Here is a 22,290-nt window from a genome sequence, read left to right on the forward strand (position 1 = left end):
CCGCCAGAGGTGAGCGAGCGTTTGGGTTTAAGCCGCCAGAGGTGAGCGGGCGTCAGAGGAGGCGGCGCTCGGCGGCCCACTTGGTCAGTTCGTGGCGGCTGGAGAGCTGGAGTTTGCGGAGCACCGCCGAGACATGGGTTTCCACGGTCTTGATGGAAATGAACAGCTCCTTGGCCACCTCCTTGTAGCTGTAGCCGCGGGCGATGAGGCGCATGACTTCCAGTTCCCTCGCGGAAAGCCGGTCCAGTTCGTCGTCGGCGATCTCGGCCGGGGAGGTTCCAAACGCGTCGAGGACAAAACCGGCCAGTCTCGGCGAGAAGACGGCGTCACCGTCGGCCACGCGGATCACGGCATCGGAGATCTCGGGGCCGGAAATGGTCTTGGTGACATAGCCACGGGCACCGGCCCGAATGACGGCCACGACGTCCTCGGCGGCATCCGAGACGCTCAAGGCCAGGAAGCTCGTGCTCCCGCGCAACGCGGAGGACGCGCTGATGACCTCCCGACCGCCACCGCCAAGTCCTCCGGGCAAATGCACGTCGAGCAGCACCACTTCCGGCTGAACCTGGGCAATCACGGCGATGGCTTGTTCCACTGTTCCGGCTTCGCCCACGACGTCGATCCTGGAATCGAGGTCGGCCTTCAGCCCGGACCGGAAAATGGCATGGTCGTCCACGATCACCACACGAACCGTTCGCGCTACTTGCTCTGATAGGGCGCTCATGCTTTGGCATCTCCGTTTCGGTTTTCTGCTTTGTCTGCGTTCTCGACGGGCAGTTTCAGGCGGACTTCCGTGCCCCCGGAACTGCTGTTGATGACCGCCGTCCCGCCGTGGCGTTTCATCCGTCCGATGATCGATTCCTTGACTCCCAGGCGGTCTTCCGGGACGGCATCCGGGTCGAAGCCGGGTCCGCGGTCCCTAACGAAAACCTCGCTGCCCGTGTCCGAGCTCTCGAGATAGACGGACACGGCTCCGCCGCCGTGCCGCGCAGCATTGTGCATGGCTTCCCGGGCCGCCAAGACAAGGGCTTCGTGCCTGTCCGTCATGGCGGCGTCGCCCACGCTGACGACGTCGACGGCGTGTCCGTGGGCGTCCTCCACTTCGGCTGCGGCGGCGGCAATCCGTTCCGCCAGGAGTCCTGCGTCCTTCGCGGCGTCCCGGTACAGCCACGTGCGCAGTTCACGCTCCTGGGCACGGGCGAGGCGGACCACGTCCTGCTCGGAACCGGCCCGGCGTTGGATCAAGGCAAGCGTCTGCAGTACCGAATCGTGCAAGTGCGCGGCGATCTCGGCCCGTTCTGTCTCGCGAACCCGCGCTGCCCGCTCCGTTTCAAGGTCCTTCCAGAACTTCAAGCCCCACGGCAGCAGCACGAGGGCGACGCCGCCCAGCACTGCGATGGAAGCCAGCAGCGCGAGCCAGGTCTGCTCCCACGAACCGGAACCGGACACCATGACCAACACCCCGGCAACCACGAGGGCCAGGCCTGCAGCGAGGCGAACCCAGCCGCCGGCCTGGTCGGCCTTGGTCTTGTCCACCAGCCCGGCGCGGCGCGTCTCGTCCAGCTGCATCCACGCGATCGCCGCGCCGCCGAGTATGGCCGCCGCCGGGATCAGCGTGCCGAGGGGAACCTCGACGCCGAACTGCCGGGCGATGAGGATGGCGGCCACCAGGAGGAGGCCGGCTCCCAGGAGGATCTCTTTCCCATATTGGATGCGTCGCATCCTGAACCAGGGGGCGAAGACGGGAGCCGGGGTGGACAACGGCAGCGGCTGCGCTCCGGCGTCGGGCGCTGTTGTGTCGGGAGGCATGCTCACCGAAGGAGGCATGCTCACCGCGGGAGCAATGGGCGACGCCGGCCGGCGGCTATTGCGGCGGGCGTTTTCGTCGGCGGTAGGCACCATGACCCACAGCCAGGCATAGAAGGCCAGCCCCGCTCCGCCGGCGAACGAGGCAAGGACCATACCCAGCCGGATGTATTTCACAGGCCAGCCAAGGTGGTCCGCGAGGCCGCTGCACACGCCGGCAATCATCCGGTCGCTGCTCCGGACCAGCGGCGGGCGTTGCATGGCGGTTGTCATGAATCCATCCAAACACGTATCAGGGTCTTCGGCGCTCGAAGCAGGGCATCTCAGGGGGCCACTCAGGGAACGTTCAGGGTATCCCCCAATAGAGGGAGACGTCGCCGGACGGCAAGATCGAAGTATGAACGCGAACAGCATGAATCCAGAGGACCCCGGACAAGCTGCGGAGCCCGGACAACCTGCAGAATCCAGCCAGCCGGCCGCGACGGGCGTGCCCGAAGAACCGGCCCAGCCGAACGCCGGCAACACCGGCGGCGCGGCACCGAACTACGCCGTGCCCGCTTCCCCGCAGAACTTCTTCAACTGGATCCGAAGCCAAGGCATAAGCCGTGGCCGGGACCGGTGGATGGGCGGCGTGGCCAGCGGCATCGCACACCGCTTCGGCATCGATCCCTTGATCGTCCGCGGCATCTTCATCATCCTCACCCTCTTCGCCGGCATCGGCATCCTGCTCTACGGCATCGCCTGGGCGCTCCTGCCCGAACCCGATGGCCGCATCCACGCACAGGAGGCCGGGGCGGGCCGCTGGTCCGCAGGCATGACCGGAGCCCTCATCACAACCATCATCGGATTGCCAAGCCTCGGTCGCGGTTTCTGGGGATGGGGCTGGAATGGGGTTCCTGGACTCCTGTGGACGCTGTTCTGGGTAGGCGGCATCATTTACCTGGTCTACTTCCTGGTCCAGCGCAGCAAAGCCCGCAACGGAAGGCAGACAATGGGCACACACAACTATGCGGCCGCTCCAGGCTCCTCTGGCGGCGCGGACACCCACGCCTCGGCAGGCTACCCGGCCGGCTCTTACAGCGCAGGCCCTTACGGGGCAGGTCCTTATAGCGCCGGGACTTACGGCTCAGGTCCTTACAGCGCCGGCAATTACGGAACCGGCGGGCCCGGGACTTACGGAACCGGCGGGCCCGGGATCCCTTCGGGCCCCGTCAATCCCGCAGGGCCCTACCCACCGGCTGGCGTACCCAACCGCCCCGAGCGGCCGAAGCGGCAGGGACCGGGCGCCGCCATCGTAGCGGTCTCAGCGGGGGCAGCCCTGCTGGCCGGCGGAACACTCAAGCTGCTCGACGCCGGCAACGTCATCCACCTGGGTGACGCCGCCAACGCGGTGGTCTGGGCCACGGGCGCCGGAGTCCTCGGCCTCGGCATCCTTGTTGCAGGGCTTCGCGGCCGCACGTCGGGACTGCTCGGCTTCCTGGCCGTCGCGACGCTGGTGATCGGGGGCATCTTCAATATCGCGCCCAACGCGGACCACTTCCGTCTACAGAATGCCCAATGGAACCCCGTGAGCATCGACGATGCGCGCAAAGGCTTCGACATCACCGGGGCCAACGGGACCGTTGACCTGACCAAGCTGAACCTGAGCGCACCGCTGAGCTCCGACGTCGTCGTTCCGATGGACGTCACCGCAAGCAACATCAAACTCGTCATCCCCGCGACCGTGCCGGTGGAGGTCCAAGCAGACATGACCTTCGCGAACCTCAAGCAGGACGGTAGCGCCGTCACCCAAAGCAACGGTGGTACGCGGGACAGCTTCAACACGGACAAGCCCGGTGCCAAACTGGTCGTCAAACTCAACGGCACCTTCAGCAACGTCACCGTCCAGGAAGGAAACTGACATGAGCACGCACGAACCCACGCGGGCATTTGAAACTGGCCCGGTCTCGGCACCTGAACCCCCGGCTCAAACCGCCCGGGCCAGGGTGGGCACGGTGGTCTGGGGGCTGATTGTCTTGGCACTCGCAGCTTTGATCATCATTTCCAAGCTCGGCCTCGTGGCCCTCAACGGCAACTACGTGCTGATCGGGCTCATGATCGGGGCCGGTGCGGCACTCGTGATCGGAGGCCTGGTATCCGCCCGCTCCCGAAAGGCCAACGGGTCCGGCCCGGACTCCGGGTCCGGAGCCGCCGATTCCTAGCACCGGTAGAAGCCAGCACGTGACAAAGCAGCCACAACAGGGAAGGCTCTAGCCATGAACAAGTTCTTCAGCATCGTACGGGGCATCGGCCTGAAGCGCGGTCCGCAGCGTTGGATCGGTGGGGTTTGCGGTGGCATTGCCGCCAAACTGAATGTCGACGTGGCCTACGTCCGGGTCGGCTATCTGCTCTTCTGCCTGCTGCCCGGACCCGCCGTGGTGATATACGTGGTGGCATGGCTGCTGCTTCCCAACCAAAGCGGCACCATTGCGCTGGAATCCTTCCTCACCCAGCGTTCGCAAGGCAAGAAATAGCACAGCCCGGCCCGGGTTTACGGGCCGGCAAGTTCACTAGCGCTCCGCCACCGAGGCGGGGCGCTGGGCTTGTTAAGCCGGGCTTCTAAAATCCGGTCTTTTAAGCCGAGGTCGCCCGTCCGATTTCCAGGTTGTTTCAAAAGTCTCATCCCCGGTGGCGGTCATGGTTTGTGTCCCACCCCACATTGCCCCCTACAATCGTTGTGAGCTCAGCGTGGCGCTCTGCACGTATACCTCCTAGCCAGGATTTGAGCCCCTCATGAAAATTGGAATCCTTACCAGCGGTGGCGACTGCCCCGGACTGAACGCCGTCATCCGTGGCGCCGTCCTCAAGGGAATTGCCATCCACGGCCAGGAATTCGTCGGTTTCCGGGACGGTTGGCGAGGCGTCGTGGAGGGCGACGTCATCGACATTCCCCGCACCATGGTCCGCGGTATCGCCAAGCAGGGTGGAACCATCCTCGGCACATCCCGCACGAACCCGTTCGAGAACGGCGGCGGCCCGGATGTCATCAAAGCCCACATGGACCGCCTCGGCATCGACGCCATCATCGCCATCGGCGGCGAAGGCACACTGGCCGCCGCGAAGCGCCTCACCGACGCCGGTTTGAAGATCGTCGGTGTCCCCAAGACCGTGGACAACGACCTCGACGCCACCGACTACACCTTCGGCTTCGATACCGCCGTCCAGATCGCCACCGAGGCCATCGACCGGCTGCGCACCACCGGAGAATCCCACCACCGCTGCATGATCGCCGAGGTCATGGGCCGCCACGTGGGCTGGATCGCCCTGCACGCAGGCATGGCTGCCGGCGCGCACGCCATCCTGATCCCCGAGCAGAAAGTCAGCATCGAGCAGATCACCGAGTGGGTCCAGGAGGCCCACGATCGTGGCCGTGCACCGCTGATTGTCGTCGCCGAGGGTTTTGTTCCCGACCACATGGAAGCACCGCACTCCGAACGCGGCCTGGATACCTTCGGCCGGCCCCGCCTGGGCGGTATCGCGGACCAGCTCGCCCCTGAAATCGAAGCCCGCACCGGCATCGAGACCCGCGCCACGATCCTCGGCCACATCCAGCGCGGCGGCGTCCCCTCCGCTTTCGACCGCGTCCTGGCCACCCGTTTGGGCATGGCAGCCATCGACTCGGTCGTGGAAGGCCGCTGGGGAACCATGGTGGCCCTCAAGGGCACGGACATCGAGCACGTGGGCTTCGAAGCTGCCCTGGGCAAGCTCAAGACCGTCCCGCAGAACCGCTACGACGAAGCCGCAGTCCTCTTCGGCTGAGCCGGATCTTCAAGGAGCAGGCGGGTACCACAAGGTGCCTTGCCTGCTCCTTCCTTTTCCGGGGACTGCATAGACTCGATGTCATGGAACTTGATGCGGGATCGGCGGAAATCGTGCTGCTGGCCTGGGCCCGGCATTTAGGGTTCGACGACGAGGCCTTCAGTTTCGTCTCCGGCTCACCTGCTGCCCGCACCGGGGAGCGCTTGGTCAGGGAAGACGAAGACGCTGAATCCATCACCTTCGTGAGGCTCTTTGGCCGCTCCGCATTGGTGGCTCCGGCGTGGGCGGTGGCTGCCGCCGTCGAGCTCTCGGACGATCAACTGAGCGAGCATTCCGCACTGTTGCGGATCAGCCGCGAACACGGCGGCCATGGACTCGGGACGTCGGCGCTGCTGTTCGCCGACGACCTTCCCCTGTTCCAGCCGGGCGGCGAAGTCACTGTCTCCCACGGCCATCCGGAAGCGATCGAGTTGGAGGGCAGATGCCCGCCGGATGACGTCAATGAAGTCCACCTCTCAAGGATGGACCACCATTTCACCGTGATGGACGGCAACGAACCGGACCGCAAACCGGTGGCCTGCGGCGCCTATGCGGAGTGGCAGGGGATCCTCGCAGACATGGGCGTCCTGGTGCCGCCGGAATTGCGCCGGCAAGGGCTCGGAACCCTGGCTGCCTCGATCGCCGCCCACGAAGCACTCGCCTCAGGCCTGACGCTGCAGTGGCGAACTGCGCTGGACAACCGGGGCTCCCTGGCCTTGGCCCGACGGCTCGGATTCGTCGACGGCGGTATCCAGACTTCCGTGCTCCTGCGCTAACCGCGAGTTGGCAGACGATGCCCCCAAAACCGCATTTTGAGGGCATCCTCTGCCAGTTCGCGCGGGTTAGCCGTCTTGCGAAACAGTTTGAGGCTTAGCCCCGGCGGCAGCCGGGGAACCCCAGCCTTGGACGGCCTTGGGCTTGGCAAACAGCAACGCTGCTACTGCGCCCAGCAGAATCGCAAAGGCCGGCAGCAGGACCGACTGGCTCATCGCCGTCGAGAAGCCGTCATGCAGGAATTCCGGCAGCTTTCCGGTGAATCCACCTTCTCCTGCCGGGGCGGCACCTGGCGGAGCCGCGGGCAGATCCGCCGCGAGCCGGGACTGGATCAGCGCAGCAATCGCGGCCGATCCCAGCACGGCACCGATCTGGCGCGTCGTGTTGAAGACACCGGAACCGGCGCCCGCCGAGCGCGGCGGGAGGTTGCGGGTAGTGGCGTTGGAGACGGGGCCCCAGATGAAGCCGTTGGCCACACCCTGGAGGGCGCTGGGCAGCAGGAACATCCAGATGGGAGTGTCCGGCTTCAGGAGCGTCCCGGTCCAGAACAGGGCGCCGGACAGGCACAGGAGCCCGAAGGCTGCGAACCAGCGCGGGTTGATGCGGTCGATCAGCTTGCCAACGAAAGGTGCCAGCGCGCCGGAGATCACGGCCATGGGGATCATGAGCAACGCGGACTGTGTTGGTGTCAGCCCACGGACTACCTGGTAGTAGAAGATGGTGGGCAGCGGGAAGGCAGTGATGGTGAAACCCACCGCCATGATGGTGGTGTTGCCCAAGGAGAAGTTGCGGTCCTTGAACAGGCCCAACGGCAGCAAAGGCTCACCGCCGCGGCGCTCCAGCAGCCACTGCCAGAGGACGAACACGGCCAGGACAACGAGCCCCGTGATGATCAGTCCCCAGACCGTAATGGGCCCGGTGACGGTGCCCCACTTGTAGCTTTGGCCTTCCTGGATGCCGAACACCAGCAGGAACATGCCGGCTGCGGACAGGAGCACACCCACGACGTCGAACTTGTGGCTGTGCGTGGTCAGCTTCGGTACCAGCCGGGTCACGAGGACGAAGGCAACGACGCCGATGGGAACGTTGACGAAGAAGATCCACTGCCAGCCGAGGCCGTCAACCAACACGCCGCCGAGGATCGGGCCGACGAGGATGGCCATGCCGGCCGTGGCGCCCCAGAGGCCCATGGCCGCGCCGCGGCGGTCCGGCGGGAAGATCCGGGTGATGACGGCCATGGTTTGGGGGGTCATCATGGCCGCGCCGATGCCCTGGACCACCCGGGCCGCGATCAGCATGCCGATGTCGCCCGAGAGGCCGCACCACAGCGAAGCCAGGGTGAAGACCACGAGGCCGATCAGGTAGAGGTTCTTGGGCCCGAAGCGGTCACCGAGCCTTCCGGTGATCAGCAACGGCACGGCGTAGGCGAGGAGGTAGGCGCTGGTCACCCAGATGACGGCGTTGATATCGGTATGCAGGCCCTCCATGATCCGTGGGTTCGCCACGGAAACAATGGTGGTGTCGATCAGGATCATGAAGAACCCGACCACGAGGGACCACAGTGCGGGCCACGGTTTAGCTACGTTTTCCATGGGTTTCCTTTGACTGTGTCGAATTTCTTGCACATTGGTGCGTTGGAAGGGCGGCTACCATGGCAACTGCCCGCTGCGGAGATCATTTTGGAAGCTGCGTATCCAGTCGATTTCCGTCCGCAGCATGGATTGTTGGTACTTGACGTCGATCCAGAACTTGGGCTCTACGCCTTTTGCGGCGACAGCTTCTTCGCCCCGGACCAGGAAGTCGAGCTGGTTTTCCAGGTTCACTACGCGACGGTCCAGGAGTTCGAGTACGACGCCGGACGGCAGGTTGTGTGCCTCGGCGATCGCATGGGGGAAGCTCGGGTATTCGTTCACGGGTTCCGCCAGCATGTTCTGGAGGCGCTCGGTCAGTGCCTCGCGGCCGGTTCCGGTGATTCGATAGGTGGTGCGCTCGGGCCGGTTGCCCGCCCGGTCAATCCCTGTTGCCTCGACCAAACCCGCCTCTTCGAGGCGACCCACGGCGTGGTAGAGCGTGCCCGGCCGGACCTTGACCAAGCGGTCCTCGTGACGGGCCATCAGGAGCTGGTACATCTCGTATGGATGCATCGGCGCCTCCACGAGGAGGGCCAATGCGGCGACACCAAGTGGAGTCAGTGCGGCTCGTGCCATTTCCCCATCCTCCGTGCGAACTATTCCACAACAACTATTCCACATGGAATATTTGACCGCAAGGCAACCACCGCGGCCGCGCCGCCAGGCACGGGCACAGCCCGACGGCCCCGCCTTGGCCTATCCGAGCAGTTCGAGAATTTCGGTGCGGGCAAACATCCGGGCGGCCTCGCGCGCTGTGGGCGCACCGGCGTCGGGATCGGCGCCGGCGTCAATCAGAACCCGGGCCACCTCCGTGTAACCCTTGAAAACCGCGCCGGCCAGCGGAGTCTGGCCACGGTCGTTTGCCCCGTTCGCATCGGCACCGTGGTACAGCAGAAGCTGGACGGTTTCCGCGTGGCCGTGGTAAGCGGCCAGCATCAGGAGAGAGTCGCCTGCGGCAGTGCGCATTCCAGCCGGCGCACCGGCGTTGAGGTAGCTCCGCAGGAGCTCCGAGTTGCCTTCCCTGGCGGCATCGAACAAGGTGTGCGCCAAGGCAATGGCCTCGTCATCGGCACCCGTCGCCTGGGCTTCAGCGCCCGTCGTTTCGCTCATCGATGGGGTCCCTTCAGGAATCCGGTCTGACGCCCCACCACTTGTCCGGCATCGGGCGCAACGATTACTTCCTGGGCGGCCGGATAAGGCTCCTCACCGTCCAGCACGGTCAACACTTCGTGCGGGTCCACAGACCGCTTGATAAGAGCCAGTCCTACTGCCCCCATTTCGAAGTGCTGAGCCACAGATGTCAGCGTACCCACCTTGCGCTCTCCGGCAAATACAACGCTGCCCGGCGCTGGAAGGGTGTGCTGCGAGCCATCCAATTGCAGGAAAACGAGACGCCGGGGCGGGTGTCCGAGGTTGTGGACACGGGCGATGGTCTCCTGGCCCTTGTAGCAGCCCTTGGACAAGTGGACCGAGGTCCGCAGGAGATCGAGCTCGTGCGGGATGGTCTTCTCGTCCGTCTCCGCGCCGAGCCGGGGACGCCAAGCAGCAATGCGGAGCGCCTCCGCGGCCAACGAGCCGGCGAGGGCCATGCCCTCAACTGCCGCTTCAAGCTCGTCTGCCGGAACGAGGTACTCGAACCAAGGCCTCTCAAGGCCGGGGTGGGAGTTTTCCTCCACCACGCTGTATGAATAGCCACCGACGCCGATGTGCGGCCACGGGTCCTCCCAGACAAGCCGGTCCGACCACGCGTCAACGGCCTTGGTTGCGCCGACGACGGCCCAATCGGCCGACACATCGGCCACCTCGACGCGCAGCATGAACCGCATTTTGTTGAGCCACTCGGCCAGCGGGGCAGCCTCGGCGGCTTCGACCAACAGCCAGGTGGTCTCGCCGTCGTCCACTACGCGGGCGTCGAACTCGATGCGGCCTTGGATGGTGAGGAGCAACAGTTCGCTTGAGACGCGCGGCTGCAGGTTGGTCAGTTGCTGCGAGGAAAGGGTGTTGAGCCAGCTGAGGCGGTCCGGTCCAGTAACCGTGACAACGCCCCGATAGGAAAGGTCGACGACGGCGGTACCGGCGGCGAGTGCGCGCTGCTCCCGCAGGGGCTCGCCGTAGTGGGCCGCGACGCCGGAGTCCTCGCCGCCGCCTTCTACAGCTCCGGGGCGCGACAATAGGGGGCTCTTGTAAGTCATATGTAGTAGAAGTCCTTGGGGCTCAGCGGTATTCCGGGTTTTCAAAATCGAAGCGCGTGCCGGCTTTCCATTCATCCGGAAGGTTGCCGTAAGCAGGAATGCCGCCCACGTCCTTGAGCATCCGGGCGTAGTGGAGCAGGTTCCAGGTCATGAAGGTGGTGTTCCGGTTGGTGAAGTCGCTCTCAGGGCCACCGGATCCTTCGTCAAGGTAGCTGGGTCCGGGGCCGACAGGACCGATCCATCCGGCATCGGCCTGGGGCGGAATGGTGAAGCCGACGTGTTGGAGGCTGTAAAGCACGTTCATGGCGCAGTGCTTGATGCCGTCCTCGTTGCCGGTGATCAGGCAGCCGCCGACTTTTGGATAGTAGGCCCACTGGCCTTTGCTGTTGAGCTGGCCCGAATGGGCGTAGAGGCGCTCGATGAGCTTCTTGGTCTGGGAGGAATTATCGCCAAGCCAGATAGGACCGGCCACCACCACGATGTCGGCCTCCAGGACAGCCGGATACAACTCCGGCCATTCATCCGTGGCCCAGCCGTGTTCGCGCATGTCCGGATACACTCCGGCGGCAATGTCGTGGTCCACAGTGCGGATCACACGGGTGCTGACGCCCTGCTTTTCCATGATGCGCCGGCTGATGGAAATCAGTCCGTCGGTATTGCTCACTTGCGGCGATGGCTTGAGCGTCCCGTTGAAAAAGACGGCCGTGAGATCGTCATAGCTGGCAGGTTTTGCTGCTTCGTTCACTTGCTGCTCCCCTTTGGTTCTAACTGCGAAACGGGACGTTCAGTGAGACCTCTTCGGTGAGACCTTGAAGCTACGGAACAAGCCCTCCTAGGAGAGTTTGTTCAGGAAAGCCGAAGCGTGGGCCTCAAGCGACTTACCCGGAGTGGACACATCCCAGCGCCACAACAGATTGCCATCCACGAGGCCGAAGATGCGTGTGGCCGCAGTGTATTCCTTGGAGTGACCGCCGCGCATCACCATATCGGTGCTCATCTGGATCTGCGGGCCCTTGATTTGGCCGTAGTACAGCTCGCTGATGCCACCGGGATGGGCGATCGTCACGGCGATGTCGAACCCGCCGTCCGCGTTGCGGTGGGCCTCGACGTCGTCGGCCGTCTTCAGTACCGGGACAATCTCCGCGGGAATCAAGCCGGGGCCGCCGTCGGCGTCGAGCATTTTCCGCTCCAGCGCCCAGAAACCTGTTTCCACGGTGAGGGGCCGCAATTTGGTGCCGTCCTCGTCGCTGAGCCAGCTTTCCGCCCGGTACTCCAGGTAGGGCAGGCCATGGTGCGTAAAGGAGACATGCTGGATGAAGTGATCCGAGTCTTCTTCACCGCTGCCAAGCCGTCCCCGGCCTTCCCACTCACCAATGAGCCAGGAAAGGGGTACCAATTCGGGTGTCAGGTCGGAAGGGATTTCGATGGGCACAGCAATTACCTCAGTGGACCGGAAGGTACAGGTTGATCAAAAGCGATGGGAGCTCTACTTCTGGCCCTTGAAGAGACGGTAAACGACAAAACCAGCGAACCACGCCATCGAGAGGCTGGCCAAGCCGAGGAGGACAAGGAAGAAGATTTCAAATGCAAGTACGGACATGATGCCATCCTAACTGTTAGTAGATGAGTAGTTTGTCGATGAAGTAGCACAAGGCCCCAACCGCCCAGACGGGCGCGACGCCCATCCCAAGGACAGCCGGGAAATTCAAGCGGCCGAGCCGAAGCGTCACCATCCGACGGAAACTGACCAGGACCGAACCAATGACAACTCCCACCACGATGGCGGGCACGATCGCGATATCGGAAAACACGAGGCCTGCCAGAGGAGCCACCAAACCCGCAGCCACGATGCCCAAAGGCGCCACGACCCGGTCCGGCCAGCGCAACAGGCCGGCGAGGAGGGCGACTGCGGCGCTGAGGGCTGCAACCAACACCATTTCCTTGATGCCGTTGAACCTCGCGCCTGCAATCCAGCCCGCGCCAAGGCAACTCAGCAAGACGCCGGCGCAGCTGCCTAGGGTGGATTCGAGCCGTTGGGCCTGACCGGTTCCGCGGATCAACTGCACGACGAACACGGCAATCACACCGGCGGCGATGAAGGCGGGAGTTGCGTCGAGAAATCCGGGAGCGGGGACGAATCCGGCGGCGAAGGCCGAACCCGCACCGCTCAGCCCGATCACCGTGGCGAGGGTCTTCTTCGCGGGGACCGCCAGAAAATGGGGCCAGCCGACGCCAACAGCGGCCGACGCCAGAATTCCGACGGCGACCGACCCTTCCGTGGGGCCGTAAGAGCTGGCGACGAAAACCGCGAGCGCCACGAGGCCGACCACCCCGATGCTCCAAGACTTCACTGCGCCCCTGACCTCACTGTGTCCCTAACCCGCCCTCGACCCCACGGCGTTCCAGCGGGGCCCGTTTCGTTCCAAGTTGCGGCTAACCTCCTGCCAATCCTGCCTTATTCGGCACAAATATGTCGCAAACAGGGGTTGAAGGTGACACGAATCCCTGACGTTGCAGGGGCCTTTGGGTATACTCGGTTGTCAACAGCGCTTCTTGTTGCAACGCTTCCGTTACAACGGAACCACGCCCCATAAGCAGCTACCGGCCGGTGGAAACCCGGTTCAGACGCCCGATGATGCGCGGACCGCCCATTGGAGGAACTATGTCGCACATCCTGCTCCTGACGAACAGCACCGGCTCGTCGGTAGACATCCTGCCCGCCTTGGAGCTATTGAACCACCGGGTCCACATCCTTCCGGCAGAGCCAACGGCCTTGCTCGAGACCGACCCCACCGACGTCGTCTTCCTTGATGCCCGCAAGGACCTGGTGGGAGCCCGCTCCCTGACCCAACTGCTCAAAGCCACGGGCTTGAGCGCCCCCCTCATCCTGATCCTCACGGAAGGCGGCATGGCTGCCGTGTCTTCCGCGTGGTCCGTGGATGACATCGTCCTCGACTCGGCGGGACCGGCCGAAGTCGAAGCCCGGATCCGCCTGGCCGTGGCCCGCGCGATTCCCGGCGAAGAGGAAACCAACACCGAAATCCGGGCGGCCGGCGTCGTGATCGACGAAGCAAGCTATACGGCCCGCGTGAACGGGCAGCCGCTCAACCTGACCTTCAAAGAGTTCGAACTCCTGAAGTACCTGGCCCAGCACCCGGGCAGGGTGTTCACGCGTCAACAGCTTCTCACCGAAGTATGGGGCTACGACTACTACGGCGGCACCCGCACCGTGGACGTCCACGTTCGGCGCCTGCGTGCCAAGCTGGGCGTGGACCACGAGAACCTCATCAGCACAGTCCGCAATGTCGGCTACCGGCTGACGTTGGTCCGCTTGCCGGAAGATGAGCTCACGGAGGCCTAGGCTTCTGACCCGCTTCGAATACAAGGGAAGGCCCGGACTCACTGAGTCCGGGCCTTCCCTTGCTTGAGTGGAGGACATACGGGTCGAACGTATCGAGGCCACCCCACTGGTGGATCCCCCTCGTATCCCGCTTCGCAAAGCCGGACGAGATATAGACCATACACGGCCAAGGGAGGGCCTGCAAAATCCATCCCGCCAAACCGGCCCGGGACGTATAGCCTTGCAGCATGAGCCTTGCGCACCCGGAGAACTGGCCCGTCCTCGTCGTCAAAGGCGCCTCGGACAACGAGTTGTTGAGAGACATCAAAACGCTCGCCGCAGCTGCCGAGGAGTCGGATGGCAATCCCCCGCTGTCCGAACAAACCCTGGTCATGCTGCGCGGAGCCGATGCAGGCGACCACTCGGTGCTCGCACTGGCCCTGTATGCCCCGGACGAGCAATCCGATCCCGCAAGCGGGCAGGATCTGGCCGGAATCGCCGTCGTGGTTGAAGCGGACGACGGGACCGGTGTCCTGGAAATGGCCGTGCACCCCAGCTACCGCAACCAGGGAGTCGCAGGCAGGCTGTTGGACTCGCTTCGGGACAGCCGCGGGCTCGAGGGGCTCAACGCTTGGTCCCATGGGAATCACGAGGCCGCCGCGGAGCTTGCGGCCCGCTACGGCTACGGCCCGGTGCGTGAGCTGTGGAAGATGCGGCTGATGTCTTCCACAGCGGAACTGCCCGACGCCGGCCTGCCGGAGGGAGTCTCGTTGCGCGCCTTCGTTCCGGGCCAGGATGAGTCCGCCTGGCTGGCTGCCAACAGGGCAGCGTTTGCCCATCATCCCGAGCAGGGTTCCTTGACGAGGGCCGACCTTGAAGCCCGGATGGCAGAGGACTGGTTCGATCCCGCAGGTTTCCTGCTCGCGGTGAACCCGGCCGGGGAACTGCTCGGTTTCCATTGGACCAAGGTGCACCCCCGGCAAGGACCCCATCCGGCCATCGGAGAGGTCTACGTCGTCGGCGTCACCCCCGCAGCCCAGGGGCTGGGGCTTGGCAAGGCGCTCACGGTCGCCGGAATCAGGTATCTCCAGAGCCACAAGCTGCACTCCGTGATGTTGTATGTGGACGCCGACAACACCGCGGCCGTCGCCCTTTACCAGAAGCTGGGCTTCGTACGCTGGGACGTCGATGTCATGTATGCGCCGTTAACCCGGAAGTAACCCGGAACCAAGGCGCATCTGAAAGGCTAGGACATCTAGGATTCCGGCACGTGGAATCCTTGTAGGGTTGAATCAAACCCCGCGCTGAACGAAGGAGAGCCCGATGAACCCGGACCCGGTCGGAACCACCAAAACCGAGGTCAAGGGCGCAACCTTGCCTCCCCGCTTCGGCTCTTCCGAAGTCCCGGCTGCGCGGGCAACACAGGACCGCATCGACATTCCTGAATTTGCGCCCTCCCTTGAGCCGGAAGGCGACATCACTCCGGACCGTTTCCTGGACCGCGAGCTGAGCTGGCTCGCCTTCAACTCCCGCGTTCTTGAGCTCGCGGAGGATCCGGACCTCTTCCTGCTGGAGCGGGTCAATTTCCTCTCCATCTTCGCCTCGAACCTGGATGAATTCTTCATGGTGCGGGTCGCCGGTTTGAAGCGCCGCATCGCCACCGGCCTCGCGGTGCCCTCCCCCGCCGGACTGAGCCCCATCGAAGTCCTGGAGCAGATCGGCGATGCAGCCCGCAAGCTGCAGGAACGCCACGCGCGTGTGTTCGCCGAGCAGATCCGCCCTGCTCTGGCCTATGAGCACATCCACCTCATGCGCTGGGACGAACTCGACGACGAGGCCCAGCACCGCTTGAGCATCATGTTCGGCGAGAAGGTCTTCCCGATCCTCACCCCCCTCGCCGTCGATCCCGCCCACCCCTTCCCCTATATCTCCGGGCTTTCCCTCAACCTGGCCGTCATTGTCCGCAACCCCGTGAGCGACAAGGAACTGTTCGCCCGCGTCAAGGTTCCGGACCAGCTGCCGCGGCTCGTCTCGATCGACGGCCCGCGTGCCGGTGCGGTCCCGGGCCGCGTGGCGCGATTCATCGCGCTCGAAGAGGTCATCGCGGTGCATCTGGACAAGCTGTTCCCCGGAATGGAAGTCATGGAGCACCACACCTTCCGCGTCACCCGCAACGAGGACGTGGAAGTCGAAGAGGACGACGCCGAGAACCTCCTGCAGGCGCTTGAAAAAGAACTGCTGCGCCGCCGCTTCGGCCCGCCCGTCCGGCTTGAGGTCACCACGGACATCAACCCGAACATCCGTGCGCTCCTGGTGCGGGAACTCGGCGTCGAGGAATCCGAGGTCTACTCCGTTCCGGCGCCCCTGGACCTCCGGGGCTTGTCCGTCATTGGCGGAATTGACCGCGCGGACCTCCATTACCCGAAGCACGTTCCCCACACCTCGCGGTACCTGAACGAATCCGAGACGTCCAAAGCCGCCAACGTCTTCGCGGCAATGCGCCGCCGCGACATCCTGCTGCACCACCCGTACGACTCCTTCTCGACGTCGGTCCAGGCCTTCCTGGAGCAGGCGGCCGCCGACCCCAAGGTCCAGGCAATCAAGCAGACCCTGTACCGCACCTCCGGCGATTCCCCCATCGTGGACGCGCTGATCGACGCCGCCGAGGCCGGCAAGCAGGTCCTGGCCCTCGTCGAGATCAAGGCCCGCTTTGACGAGCAGGCCAACATCTCCTGGGCCCGCAAACTGGAGCAGGCCGGCGTGCACGTCGTGTACGGCATCGTGGGACTCAAGACGCACTGCAAGTTGTCCCTGGTTGTCCGCCAGGAAGTGGATGGCCTCCGCAGGTACTGCCATATCGGCACGGGGAACTACCACCCGCGGACGGCCCGCTACTACGAAGACCTTGGCCTGTTGACCTCGAACGAGCAGGTGGGCGAGGACCTGTCCAAGCTCTTCAACCAGCTCTCCGGATATGCCCCCAAGTCGACCTTCAAGCGGCTCCTCGTGGCGCCGCGTTCGGTGCGGTCCGGCCTGATCGACAGGATCGAGACCGAGATCCGCAACGCCCGCGCGGGAATCGCCGCCAAGGTCCAGATCAAGGTCAACTCCATGGTTGACGAGGCCACGATCGACGCCCTGTACCGGGCGTCGCAGGCCGGGGTAAAGGTTGACGTCATCGTCCGTGGCATCTGCTCGCTGCGTCCGGGAGTTCCTGGACTGAGCGAGAACATCACGGTCCGCTCCGTCCTCGGCCGCTTCCTGGAGCACTCGCGCGTGTTTGCCTTCGCCAATGCCAACGATCCCGTGGTCTACATCGGCTCCGCGGACATGATGCATCGCAACCTCGACCGCCGGGTCGAGGCCTTGGTGCAGCTCTCCAGCCGCGAAGACACCGCCGAGGTCATGGACCTCCTGAGGCGCTACATGGACCCCGGCACTGCCAGCTGGCACCTCGACAACGAAGGCCACTGGACCAGGTTCCACCAGGCCGAGGACGGCTCGCCGCTTCTGGACATCCAGTCCTGGCTGCTCGCCTCCCGGTCCCGCCAACGTGCAGTTGCCCGGCGGTAGGCAGCAAAAAGTTGAAGAGCGATACACCTGTTGCAGACCAGACGGACCATCCCGGAGAGCCGATCGCCGTCACGGCGGCCGGCGCAATTCCTTGGCGCGTCACCAAGGGCGCCCTTGAGGTCCTGCTGATCCATCGGCCCAAGTATGACGATTGGTCCTGGCCCAAGGGCAAGCTCGACGCCGGGGAAACCATCCCGGAGTGCGCCGTCCGCGAGATCAGCGAAGAAATCGGCCTCACGGCCGCCCTCGGGATCCCCCTTCCTCCGACGCACTACCATGTGGCCGCGGGACTCAAGGTGGTGCACTACTGGGCTGCGCAGGTCAACGGCTCCATCATCAAGCCGGACGGCAAGGAAGTGGACGCCTACATGTGGGCCGCGCCGGACAAAGCGGCACGTTTCCTGAGCAACCCCACGGATGTGAGCCCCCTCCAGGCACTGGCGAAGGCGCACCTGAACGGTGAACTGGAGACGTGGCCGCTGATTCTGGTGCGCCATGCCAAGGCAAAGCCACGGTCCTCCTGGACCAAGGCCGAAGGCAGCCGGCCGCTGGCCGTGACGGGCCTGCGGCAGGCGCTGGCCGTGGAACGGCTTCTGGGCGTGTGGAAGCCCCTCCGGATCGTGAGCAGTCCCTGGGCAAGGTGCGTATCCACCATCGCGCCCTACGCCAAGTCAGCCGGAGCCAAGGTGAAACTCGTGGAGGCCCTGACTGAGCACAACCACCAGCGAAGCCCGAAGCGGACGTCCGCCGTCGTCGAGGGCTTGTTCGACAAGCAGCGCGCGGTCGCGCTGTGCACCCACAGGCCGGCACTTCCCACCATCTTGAAGAAACTCGGAGAACGCATGGGCCCGGAGCTTCACGAGATGCTGCCTGCCCAGGATCCGTACCTGGCCCCTGGCGAGATGATCGTGTGCCACGTAGCCCGTGGAAACGGCCAGCGCGTAGTGGCCGTGGAACAGATCAAGCCCTTCGACGACTGACTCCAGTAAGCTGGGTGCGTGAGCATCCCAACCCCATATGAAGACCTCCTGCGCGACGTCATGGCCAACGGCACGCACAAGTCGGACCGCACGGGCACCGGCACGCGGAGCGTTTTCGGCCGCCAGCTGCGCTTCGATCTGAGCCAGGGTTTCCCGCTCATCACCACCAAGCGGGTGCACTTCAAGTCGCTCGCCCTGGAGCTTTTGTGGTTCCTCCGCGGTGAGTCGAACGTGAAATGGCTCCAAGAGCAGGGTGTAACCATCTGGGACGAATGGGCAGACGCCGACGGCGAACTCGGCCCGGTTTACGGCGTGCAGTGGCGCAGCTGGCCGAGCCCCGATGGCGGGCACATTGACCAGATCGCCGAGCTCATGAAGGGCTTGGCGGACAACCCGGATTCCCGCCGGCACATCGTCTCGGCATGGAACGTGTCCGAGATCAAGGACATGGCTTTGCCGCCGTGCCACGCGTTCTTCCAGTTCTACGTTGCCGACGGCAAGTTGTCCTGCCAGTTGTACCAGCGTTCGGCCGACATGTTCCTGGGCGTTCCTTTCAACATCGCTTCCTATGCTTTGCTGACCTGCATGGTGGCCCAGCAGCTGGGCCTTGAGCCTGGAGATTTCGTCTGGACCGGCGGGGACGTCCACGTTTACGACAACCACGTGGAGCAGGTCACCGAGCAGCTCTCCCGGGAGCCTTACGAGTACCCGCAGCTGCGATTCGCCCGCAAGCCGGACTCGATCTTCGACTACACCTTCGAGGACTTCGAAGTAGTCGGCTACCGCCACCACCCCTCGATCAAGGCGCCCGTGGCGGTATGAGCACTCAAGAAACCCCTGCCGCGGAGTCGCCTTCCTCCGGGGAGAGCGCGGAAACGCCCACCGGAATCGGCTTGGTGTGGGCACAGACCGGCAGCGGAGTGATCGGCAAGGGCGGGACCATGCCCTGGCACGTCCCCGAAGATTTGAAGCACTTCAGCCAACTGACAACAGGACATCCGGTCATCATGGGCCGGAAAACCTGGGAGTCATTTCCCGCAAAGTACCGCCCCCTTCCCGGTCGCACCAATATCGTGGTGACCCGGCAACACGGCTGGGCGGACTCGCCCGAAGCACGTGGCGCCGTCGTCGTTTCCTCGCTTGATGCCGCGCTCCTTGAGTCGCAGTTCGCACCGGGCGGCCAGAACGTCTGGATCATTGGCGGGGGCGAAATTTACCGGCAGTCCATCGATATCGCGAATGTCGCCGTCGTCACGGTCATCGATTCCGACACCGACGGCGACACTTTCGCGCCGGAGTTCGGCGAAGCCTGGAAACTTGAGGCGACGAAGCCCGCTGAAGGCTGGCTGACCTCCAAGAACGGCACCAACTACCGGATCGCCACGTGGCGCCGGACGGAAGACTGAGAATGCTGAAGAAACCTGAGACCCTGTTCGTGCTCGGCTACATGTTGTTGCCGCTCTTCGCGCTCCTGTCCGCGATCGTTGGGCTCACCATGATCCTGGGCGGCAACAAGATCCTCGGGATCATCGTCCTCGTAGTGGTGACCCAGGTCTTCGCTTTCGGCGCCTTCTACGCCCTGCGCGCCCGCAAAGCAGCGCTGCTGGAAGAGCCCGACGCCGGCAAGTAAGCGGCAACTTGCCCGACTGACTCGCAGTTGTTGTCGTTTTGGAGCCTCAAAACGACAACAACTGCCAGTCAGTTGGGTCCGGGAACCGCCGTCGTGGATTTCCTCGTGACGTAACCGACAGCGGCCGGGAGCCGCGAAAGTCTAGACTGGTTCAATGACTACAGCAGCTAATCCGTCCGTTGGACTGGTCGGTTGGCGTGGCATGGTCGGCTCCGTCCTGATGCAGCGCATGCAGGAAGAGGGCGACTTCGCCAACATCAACCCGGTATTTTTCTCCACCTCGAACGCGGGAGGTGCCGCGCCGTCATTTGCCGACGGCGCAGGCAAGCTCGAGAACGCGTTCGATATTGAGACTCTTGCCAAGCTGCCGATTATTGTCACGGCCCAGGGCGGCGACTACACGAAGCAGGTCCACGGCGAGCTTCGCAGCCGTGGCTGGGACGGGCTCTGGATCGACGCCGCGTCCACGCTGCGCATGAACGACGACTCCATCATCGTGCTGGACCCCATCAACCGCGACGTCATCGACGCAGGCCTATCCGGCGGCGTGAAGGACTACATCGGCGGCAACTGCACCGTCTCCTGCATGCTCGTGGGACTCGGCGGCCTCTTCAAGAACAACCTGGTCGAGTGGGGTACCTCCATGACCTACCAGGCGGCGTCGGGTGGCGGTGCCCGCCACATGCGCGAACTGCTCAACCAGTTCGGCACCCTCAACAACGAAGTCAGCAGCGAACTGGACGATCCCGCTTCAGCGATCCTGGAAATCGACCGCAAGGTCCTGGCAACCCAGCGCTCCGGCGTCGACGCCACCCAGTTCGGCGTGCCGCTGGCCGGCTCGCTGATCCCGTGGATCGACGCCGACCTCGGCAACGGCCAATCCAAGGAAGAATGGAAGGCCGGGGTGGAAACCAACAAGATCCTCGGCACGGGCAACGGGAAGCCGGGCAAGGACCATGTGGTCATGGACGGCCTCTGCGTCCGTATCGGCGCCATGCGCTCGCACTCCCAGGCACTGACCCTCAAGCTGCGTGAGGACTTGTCGGTCGCCGAAATCGAGAAGCTCCTGGACGCTGACAACGAGTGGGCCAAGGTTGTGCCGAACACCAAGGAAGCTTCCATGGCGGACCTCACCCCGGTGGCTGCCTCCGGCACCTTGGAGATCCCCGTGGGCCGTATCCGCAAGCTTGAGATGGGCCCTGAGTACATCAGCGCCTTCACCGTGGGCGACCAGCTCCTCTGGGGCGCAGCCGAGCCGCTGCGCCGCATGCTGAAGATCGCTACCGGAACCCTCTAGCAGTCCTGCTTTGTTCAACTGACTTGCAGTTGTTGTCGTTTTGAGCGCTCATAACGACAACAACTGCGAGCTAGTTGGGTGCGCTCAGCGCTCCATGAACCGCACGTACTTCGCCGCCTGGAGCTCGAAGGAGCGCTTGGCCGCCGGAGTCAGGCTTTCCGGTGCGAACGGTTCGGGCACGACGACGGCGGTCCGGCCGGTGCCGCTGCGGGACCAGGTGCCTACTACTTCGCCGCCGGACACAATCATCCGTTTGAAGACGCCGTTGCCGCCCGGAACGACCTTCTGGAAATGCTCCGGTGACAGGACAAGGCTGCGGTCCGTATACCCGAGCAGGAATTCATCGAATCCCGGCAAGGCGAGGACGGTCCGCGAGCCGGGAACGCCGTCGCCGAGCAGTGCCGCCGTCTCGGGTGACAGCCAATAGGACGTTCCCCGGAAGACGAGCTCAACGAGTTGGCTGCGAATAGCCTCGTGGGCTGCCCGGACCTCGGCTTTGGGGATCTGGGTCCACCACGCGAAGTCGTCGAGCGTGGCCGGTCCGTGGCTGCGCATATACCTGAGCAGGAATTCGGCAACCCCTTCTTCACGGCCCAAGACCTTGGATTCCGGAATCCACTCATCGAAGGCAACGAACAGTTGCTGCCCAAGGGCTTTGCCTGCCGTGCCCGCCGGAGGTCCTTGGACCAGCCAAGCGTTCTGGCACAGAATCCAGAGCAAATGGATCCCGCGTTGGGCCGCGGTCACTTGGCCCGCGGATTCGAAGATCTTGAAAAGTTCCTCGCGTGTGGCGCCTGGGCTGCCGGCGACGCGTTCAAGGGCAAGGTCCCGGCACGTGGCGACGTCTGCCGCTTCGATTCCGAGTTCCCGGTGCCGTGTTGCAACCGAACGCATGGATCGCTCCGTGGTGATGGCCAGGATCCAGCGCAAGTCCTGCGGTGGAACCAGGTGGAGCGTGCCCCGCATGGGCCAGGACCGGACCACTGTGCCGTTCTCCAGCGCTTCCAACACTTGCGAGAGGCCGGAACCGGGAACCCGCTGCCCCACCGCCCAGAACGCCGAGGCGAGATCTTGAGCCTGCATCGCGCCCATCCTGGAGACGCATTCCTCCGGGCTGCTGAATCCCCCGAGCAATCCTTGGCTGGCGAGGCGCAGCCTGCCCATGACTTTGGGAGTGACGCGGATCTTCGCCGAAGCTGCCATGGCCCCATCATAGGACGCACGGCGGAC

The 22,290-nt window shown here is 64.3% G+C and carries 23 protein-coding genes; 13 read left to right on the forward strand and 10 right to left on the reverse strand.

Annotated elements, in window-relative coordinates; genetic code table 11:
• Positions 1 to 52: 52 nt before the first annotated feature.
• Positions 53 to 724, reverse strand: a complete 672-nt coding sequence (locus AC1DJW_RS01760) for a response regulator transcription factor (RefSeq protein ID WP_284755076.1) — start codon at positions 722 to 724, stop codon at positions 53 to 55.
• Positions 721 to 2,079 (reverse strand): ATP-binding protein, encoded by a 1,359-nt coding sequence (locus AC1DJW_RS01765; protein WP_284755075.1) that lies wholly within the window; start codon positions 2,077 to 2,079, stop codon positions 721 to 723. Before AC1DJW_RS01765 ends, AC1DJW_RS01760 begins: the two co-directional genes overlap by 4 nt.
• A gap of 124 nt (positions 2,080 to 2,203) precedes the next feature.
• Between AC1DJW_RS01765 and AC1DJW_RS01770 the strand changes: the two genes are divergently transcribed.
• From AC1DJW_RS01770 to AC1DJW_RS01790, 5 genes are all read left to right on the forward strand, one after another.
• The gene (locus tag AC1DJW_RS01770) at positions 2,204 to 3,706 is read left to right on the forward strand and encodes a PspC domain-containing protein (protein ID WP_476900570.1); all 1,503 of its coding nucleotides are present in this window, start codon (positions 2,204 to 2,206) and stop codon (positions 3,704 to 3,706) included.
• Between the two features lies 1 nt (position 3,707).
• The gene (locus tag AC1DJW_RS01775; RefSeq protein WP_284755071.1) at positions 3,708 to 4,007 is read left to right on the forward strand and encodes a hypothetical protein; all 300 of its coding nucleotides are present in this window, start codon (positions 3,708 to 3,710) and stop codon (positions 4,005 to 4,007) included.
• Positions 4,008 to 4,061: 54 nt separating this feature from the next.
• On the forward strand, positions 4,062 to 4,319 hold the full coding sequence (locus AC1DJW_RS01780) for a PspC domain-containing protein (protein ID WP_284755070.1): 258 nt from the start codon (positions 4,062 to 4,064) through the stop codon (positions 4,317 to 4,319).
• A gap of 259 nt (positions 4,320 to 4,578) precedes the next feature.
• Positions 4,579 to 5,604, forward strand: coding sequence for an ATP-dependent 6-phosphofructokinase (locus AC1DJW_RS01785; RefSeq protein ID WP_234749032.1), 1,026 nt, complete (start codon positions 4,579 to 4,581; stop codon positions 5,602 to 5,604).
• Positions 5,605 to 5,687: 83 nt separating this feature from the next.
• Positions 5,688 to 6,419, forward strand: a complete 732-nt coding sequence (locus AC1DJW_RS01790; RefSeq protein WP_390278668.1) for a GNAT family N-acetyltransferase — start codon at positions 5,688 to 5,690, stop codon at positions 6,417 to 6,419.
• A 66-nt stretch (positions 6,420 to 6,485) separates the two neighbouring features.
• Here the strand turns inward: AC1DJW_RS01790 and AC1DJW_RS01795 are convergent, their stop codons facing one another.
• From AC1DJW_RS01795 to AC1DJW_RS01825, 7 genes are all read right to left on the reverse strand, one after another.
• Entirely contained in the window at positions 6,486 to 8,009 is a 1,524-nt protein-coding gene (locus tag AC1DJW_RS01795; RefSeq protein ID WP_459341079.1) for a DHA2 family efflux MFS transporter permease subunit, read from the reverse strand.
• 54 nt (positions 8,010 to 8,063) lie between these two features.
• Positions 8,064 to 8,624 carry a PadR family transcriptional regulator gene (locus AC1DJW_RS01800; RefSeq protein WP_284755065.1) on the reverse strand — a complete coding sequence of 187 codons (561 nt, stop codon included), beginning with the start codon at positions 8,622 to 8,624 and terminating at the stop codon, positions 8,064 to 8,066.
• Between the two features lie 120 nt (positions 8,625 to 8,744).
• The gene (locus tag AC1DJW_RS01805) at positions 8,745 to 9,158 is read right to left on the reverse strand and encodes an ankyrin repeat domain-containing protein (protein ID WP_390278664.1); all 414 of its coding nucleotides are present in this window, start codon (positions 9,156 to 9,158) and stop codon (positions 8,745 to 8,747) included.
• Positions 9,155 to 10,240, reverse strand: coding sequence for a CAF17-like 4Fe-4S cluster assembly/insertion protein YgfZ (gene ygfZ / locus AC1DJW_RS01810; RefSeq protein ID WP_284755061.1), 1,086 nt, complete (start codon positions 10,238 to 10,240; stop codon positions 9,155 to 9,157). The genes AC1DJW_RS01805 and ygfZ overlap by 4 nt, the downstream gene beginning before the upstream one ends.
• Before the next feature lie 22 nt (positions 10,241 to 10,262).
• On the reverse strand, positions 10,263 to 10,985 hold the full coding sequence (locus tag AC1DJW_RS01815; protein ID WP_390278661.1) for a flavodoxin family protein: 723 nt from the start codon (positions 10,983 to 10,985) through the stop codon (positions 10,263 to 10,265).
• 87 nt (positions 10,986 to 11,072) lie between these two features.
• The gene (locus AC1DJW_RS01820; RefSeq protein WP_390278659.1) at positions 11,073 to 11,672 is read right to left on the reverse strand and encodes a nitrobindin family protein; all 600 of its coding nucleotides are present in this window, start codon (positions 11,670 to 11,672) and stop codon (positions 11,073 to 11,075) included.
• A 184-nt stretch (positions 11,673 to 11,856) separates the two neighbouring features.
• Complete coding sequence (locus AC1DJW_RS01825; protein WP_284755057.1) at positions 11,857 to 12,591, reverse strand: permease; 735 nt, start codon at positions 12,589 to 12,591, stop codon at positions 11,857 to 11,859.
• A 311-nt stretch (positions 12,592 to 12,902) separates the two neighbouring features.
• On the opposite strand from AC1DJW_RS01825, the gene AC1DJW_RS01830 reads away from it, so the two are divergent.
• From AC1DJW_RS01830 to asd, 8 genes are all read left to right on the forward strand, one after another.
• On the forward strand, positions 12,903 to 13,601 hold the full coding sequence (locus tag AC1DJW_RS01830; protein WP_059387339.1) for a winged helix-turn-helix transcriptional regulator: 699 nt from the start codon (positions 12,903 to 12,905) through the stop codon (positions 13,599 to 13,601).
• A gap of 227 nt (positions 13,602 to 13,828) precedes the next feature.
• A complete protein-coding gene (gene mshD, locus AC1DJW_RS01835; protein WP_476900571.1) occupies positions 13,829 to 14,800 on the forward strand; it encodes a mycothiol synthase in 972 nt (323 codons plus the stop codon).
• Positions 14,801 to 14,903: 103 nt separating this feature from the next.
• The gene (locus AC1DJW_RS01840) at positions 14,904 to 17,153 is read left to right on the forward strand and encodes an RNA degradosome polyphosphate kinase (protein WP_284755054.1); all 2,250 of its coding nucleotides are present in this window, start codon (positions 14,904 to 14,906) and stop codon (positions 17,151 to 17,153) included.
• 11 nt (positions 17,154 to 17,164) lie between these two features.
• A complete protein-coding gene (locus tag AC1DJW_RS01845) occupies positions 17,165 to 18,133 on the forward strand; it encodes an NUDIX hydrolase (RefSeq protein ID WP_284755053.1) in 969 nt (322 codons plus the stop codon).
• A gap of 18 nt (positions 18,134 to 18,151) precedes the next feature.
• Positions 18,152 to 18,955, forward strand: coding sequence for a thymidylate synthase (locus tag AC1DJW_RS01850; RefSeq protein ID WP_476900572.1), 804 nt, complete (start codon positions 18,152 to 18,154; stop codon positions 18,953 to 18,955).
• On the forward strand, positions 18,952 to 19,539 hold the full coding sequence (locus AC1DJW_RS01855) for a dihydrofolate reductase (RefSeq protein ID WP_459341076.1): 588 nt from the start codon (positions 18,952 to 18,954) through the stop codon (positions 19,537 to 19,539). Before AC1DJW_RS01850 ends, AC1DJW_RS01855 begins: the two co-directional genes overlap by 4 nt.
• A gap of 2 nt (positions 19,540 to 19,541) precedes the next feature.
• A complete protein-coding gene (locus tag AC1DJW_RS01860) occupies positions 19,542 to 19,763 on the forward strand; it encodes an NF038396 family protein (protein ID WP_284755050.1) in 222 nt (73 codons plus the stop codon).
• 154 nt (positions 19,764 to 19,917) lie between these two features.
• A complete protein-coding gene (asd, locus tag AC1DJW_RS01865) occupies positions 19,918 to 21,060 on the forward strand; it encodes an aspartate-semialdehyde dehydrogenase (protein WP_476900573.1) in 1,143 nt (380 codons plus the stop codon).
• 84 nt (positions 21,061 to 21,144) lie between these two features.
• Here the strand turns inward: asd and AC1DJW_RS01870 are convergent, their stop codons facing one another.
• The gene (locus AC1DJW_RS01870; protein ID WP_476900574.1) at positions 21,145 to 22,263 is read right to left on the reverse strand and encodes a winged helix DNA-binding domain-containing protein; all 1,119 of its coding nucleotides are present in this window, start codon (positions 22,261 to 22,263) and stop codon (positions 21,145 to 21,147) included.
• Between the last annotated feature and the right edge of the window lie 27 nt (positions 22,264 to 22,290).

The organism is Arthrobacter sp. 05L417 (assembly GCF_056397865.1).